Annotated in this window: 5 protein-coding genes; all 5 read left to right on the forward strand. The window is 61.9% G+C overall.

Translation table 11 applies throughout. From position 1 onward, the window contains the following. The coding region (locus tag QZ522_RS18120) for a peptidyl-prolyl cis-trans isomerase (RefSeq protein WP_294614905.1) at window positions 1–1,032 on the forward strand (1,032 nt) is incomplete at its 5' end. 11 nt (window positions 1,033–1,043) lie between these two features. Beyond that, window positions 1,044–2,555, forward strand: coding sequence for an anthranilate synthase component I (trpE, locus tag QZ522_RS18125; RefSeq protein WP_294614908.1), 1,512 nt, complete (start codon window positions 1,044–1,046; stop codon window positions 2,553–2,555). A gap of 96 nt (window positions 2,556–2,651) precedes the next feature. Then, window positions 2,652–3,269 (forward strand): rhodanese-like domain-containing protein, encoded by a 618-nt coding sequence (locus QZ522_RS18130; RefSeq protein ID WP_294614911.1) that lies wholly within the window; start codon window positions 2,652–2,654, stop codon window positions 3,267–3,269. Window positions 3,270–3,311: 42 nt separating this feature from the next. Then, window positions 3,312–3,857: a pseudouridine synthase gene (locus tag QZ522_RS18135; protein WP_294614914.1), complete on the forward strand. Its 546-nt coding sequence runs from the start codon at window positions 3,312–3,314 to the stop codon at window positions 3,855–3,857. 103 nt (window positions 3,858–3,960) lie between these two features. Further along, window positions 3,961–4,280: division plane positioning ATPase MipZ (locus tag QZ522_RS18140; protein ID WP_294614916.1), on the forward strand; the 320-nt coding region annotated here is incomplete at its 3' end.

The raw sequence follows: 4,280 nt of genomic DNA on the forward strand, positions 1-4,280 counted from the left end.
CTGGTGTTTTCCGACAAGGCGGCGGCGCAAGTGGCGCTGGACCGGATCAATGACGGCGTGCTGTTTGAAATGGTGGTTTCCGAGCGCGGGCTCGAAATGGCGGATGTCGATCTTGGCGATGTCTCTGCCACCGATCTCGGGCCTGCGGCCGATGTGGTTTTCGGCGCCGAGGCAGGCACCATTGTCGGCCCCGCCGAAACCGATCTCGGCCCCGCCCTTTTCCGGGTAAACGCCATTCTTACGGCCCAGACCACCAGCTTTGAAGATGCCAGGCCAGAGCTTCGCGAGGCGCTTGCCGCCGACCGGGCGCGACGCGTGATTGACGAACAGATCGACGGGGTCGATGACCTTTTGGCGGGCGGCGCCACGCTTGAGGAAATCGCCAGCGAGACCGACCTTGTCCTTGGCCAGATCGACTGGCATCCCGGTATGACCGACGGCATTGCCGCCTATGACGCCTTCCGCGAGTCAGCCGCCGCCGTAACGGATGGCGATTACCCCGAGGTGGGCAAGCTTGAGGATGACGGCATCTTTGCCCTGCGCCTCGACGGGATCGAAGAGCCGCGCATCCAGCCGCTGGAAGACGTGCGCGACGCGGTCGTGCAGGGCTGGCGCGGGCAGGCAACGATCGAGGCGCTGCGTGCCCAGGTCGAAAGCCAGGCCGAACAGCTGCGCGAGGGCATCAGCTTTGACGAACTCGGGCTCGAGACCACGGTTGTCGATGACCTGACCCGCCGCAGCTATCAGCCCGAAGCCCCGGCCGAATTCATCGAGATCGTCTTTGGCATGGAAAAAGGCGAGGTCCGCCTGATCGAGGGCGCGGGCCGTCTGTTTTTGCTGCGTCTCGAAGACATCCTGCCGCCTGCCGACGAGGATGAAGACCTGCAACGCCTGCGCGACGCGCTGCGCGATCAGGTCGCCGCAGACCTTAGCCAGGACCTGTTTCAGGTGCTGGCCAACGATATCCGCACGCGCGCCGGTGTGACCCTTGATCAGGCCGCCATGAATGCCGTGCATTCCAATTTCAACTAAGGATCTGTACCTTGGATCTGACCCCTTCGTTCAACGACTTCGCCCGCGCCTATGAGGCCGGTGAAAATCAGGTCGTGCACGCCCGCCTTGCCGCCGATCTCGACACGCCGGTCAGTTTGATGCTCAAGCTGACGGGGGCGGCACGCGATGCCTTCATGCTTGAATCCGTCACCGGCGGCGAAGTGCGCGGGCGCTATTCGATCATCGGGATGAAACCCGACCTGATCTGGCAATGTCACGGCACCAGCAGCCGGATCAACCGCCAGGCCCGCTTTGACGTGGATGGCTTTGAGGATCAGGACGGCGATCCGCTGGATAATCTGCGCGCGCTGATTGCCGAAAGCAGGATTGATCTGCCCGAGGATCTTCCGGCCTCGAGTGCCGGGCTGTTTGGCTATCTCGGCTATGACATGATCCGCCTTGTCGAACATCTGCCGGACGTGAACCCCGATCCGCTTGGGCTTCCGGATGCGGTCATGCTGCGCCCCTCAGTGGTGGCGGTGCTTGACGGCGTCAAGGGCGAGGTGACAGTCGTGGCCCCCGCCTGGGTCAGTTCCGGGCAGTCGGCCAAGGCCGCCTATGCACAGGCCGCCGAACGGGTAATGGACGCCATGCGCGATCTGGACCGCGCCCTGCCACAAGCCAGCCGCAATCTTGGCGAGGCCCATGAAGATGCGCCGCCAGTGTCGAATTTCACCCGCGAGGGGTACAAGGCCGCTGTGGAGAAGGCCAAGGACTACATCCGCGCCGGCGATATCTTTCAGGTGGTGCCAAGTCAGCGCTGGACCCAGGATTTCCGCCAGCCGCCGTTTTCGCTCTATCGCAGTTTGCGGCGCACCAACCCCTCGCCCTTCATGTTCTATTTCAATTTCGGCGGCTTTCAGGTGGTCGGCGCCAGCCCCGAAATTCTTGTGCGGGTGTTTGGCAACGAAGTCACCGTGCGCCCGATTGCGGGCACCCGCCCGCGTGGCGCCACCCCGGCCGAAGATCGCGCACTTGAGGCCGACCTTCTGGCCGACAAGAAAGAACTGGCCGAGCACCTGATGCTGCTTGATCTGGGGCGCAACGATGCAGGCCGCGTCAGCAAGATCGGTACCGTGCGCCCGACCGAGAAATTCATCATCGAGCGCTATAGCCACGTGATGCATATTGTCTCGAACGTCGTGGGCGAACTGGCCGAGGATCAGGATGCGCTTTCGGCGCTTCTGGCGGGGCTGCCTGCGGGCACGGTATCTGGCGCCCCCAAGGTGCGCGCCATGGAGATCATCGACGAGCTGGAACCGGAGAAACGCGGCGTCTATGGCGGCGGTGTCGGCTATTTCAGCTCGGGCGGCGACATGGATGTCTGTATTGCGCTGCGGACCGCCGTGGTGAAAGACGAAAAGCTATATATTCAGGCCGGTGGTGGTGTGGTTTATGACAGCGACCCCGAGGCGGAATATATGGAAACGGTGCATAAATCCAACGCGATCCGGCGCGCGGCGGCGGATGCGGCGCGTTTTATCGGTGATGGCAACGCCTGACGGGGATTTGATCAAGGTCAATGCGGCGCGTCCTTGACAGGCGTAATTCTGGAAGATCACATTCACGCACAGGAATGTAACCGAAAGGACGCCACCATGATCCCGTTTCATCGCCTTGCCCTTCCCGCCCTCGTGGCCCTGACCCTGGCCATGGGCCCGCAACTCGCCAGTGCCGAAAGCGCGTTTGCCGTCGAACATCCGGTTGTTGCGGCCGATCTGAGCAAAAGCAAGCAGACGGCGCCCGGTCTTTACATCACTGCCGCCGATGCCGGTCGCGTGCTGGCAGATCATCCCAATGTTGCACTCATCGACGTGCGCACCCCGTCCGAGACCATGCTGATCGGCCATCCAACGCTTGCGGCGGCCAATATCCCGTCTAAATTCGTCGATCCGGAACTGGCTTTTGATCCGAAAAAGGGCGTTTACAAGATGGTCGACAACCCCAATTTCGTGACCGAAGCAAAGGCCTGGCTTGCCAGCGACGCCGCATCGAATGTCGATACCCTGTTGATCATGTGCCGCTCCGGGTCGCGCAGCGCGGCGGCGATCGACAAGCTGGTCAAGGCCGGGGTCGATGTCACGCTTTACAACGTCGTCGACGGTTTTGAGGGCGACAAGAACGAGGCTGGCGTGCGTGCGGTCAATGGCTGGCGCAATGCGGGCCTGCCCTGGACCTACAAGGTGCGCGACGGGTTCTGGCCCGGTCAGAAGTAACCAGGACTTGCGGCGCGGCCCCTGCTCGGGCATCAGGGGCGCATGACCCGGCTGATCCTGTTCAACAAACCCTTCGGCGTGCTGTCGCAGTTCACCGACCGCGGCACTGCCGATAGCGCGCGTGCAACGCTGTCGGATTTCATCGACATCCCCAGGGTCTATCCCGCCGGGCGACTTGATCGCGACAGCGAGGGGCTGCTGTTGCTGACCGATAGCGGAAAGCTTCAGGCGCGGATTGCAAACCCCCGGTTCAAAACGGAAAAAACCTATCTTGTTCAGGTCGAGGGCCTGCCGGATGATGCCGCCCTTGCGGCGCTGCGCCAGGGCGTTCCCCTCAAGGACGGGCTAACGCGCCCCGCCAAGGTGGCCCGTATCGAGGTGCCCGATATCTGGGCGCGCACGCCACCGGTACGCTATCGCAAATCGGTGCCCGATTGCTGGCTGTCGATCACAGTATCCGAAGGGCGCAACCGCCAGGTCCGCCGCATGACCGCCGCTGTTGGCCACCCCACCTTGCGGCTTATTCGGGCACAGATCGGAGACTGGCGTCTGGATGGGCTGGAAACTGGCACTTGGCGCGATGCCTAGCGCATCAATCGCTTTTCCTGTGGATAATCACAACATATAGTAGACAGCAACAAACCCGCGCCGTAAGAGCCGCGGCACTGAAACATGAGCAGGGACAACGGGCATGGCACATATCATTGTGGTCGGAAACGAGAAAGGCGGCGCAGGCAAATCTACCGTCTCGATCCATGTGGCCACAACGCTGGCTCGACTGGGCCATAAGGTCGCTGCTCTGGACCTTGATCTGCGGCAACGCTCTTTGGGGCGCTATATTGAGAACCGCAAAGAGTTCATGGCAAAGGCCGCGCTCGATCTTCCCTTGGTCGAACTGCATGAACTGCCCGAAATCGATGCGGATAGCCTGCAACCTGGCGAAAACATCTATGATCACCGTCTCCCTGCTGCTGTCTCCAGCCTGGAGCCGGATAATGATTTCATCCTGAT

The organism is uncultured Roseovarius sp. (assembly GCF_913054395.1).
GTDB lineage: Bacteria > Pseudomonadota > Alphaproteobacteria > Rhodobacterales > Rhodobacteraceae > Roseovarius.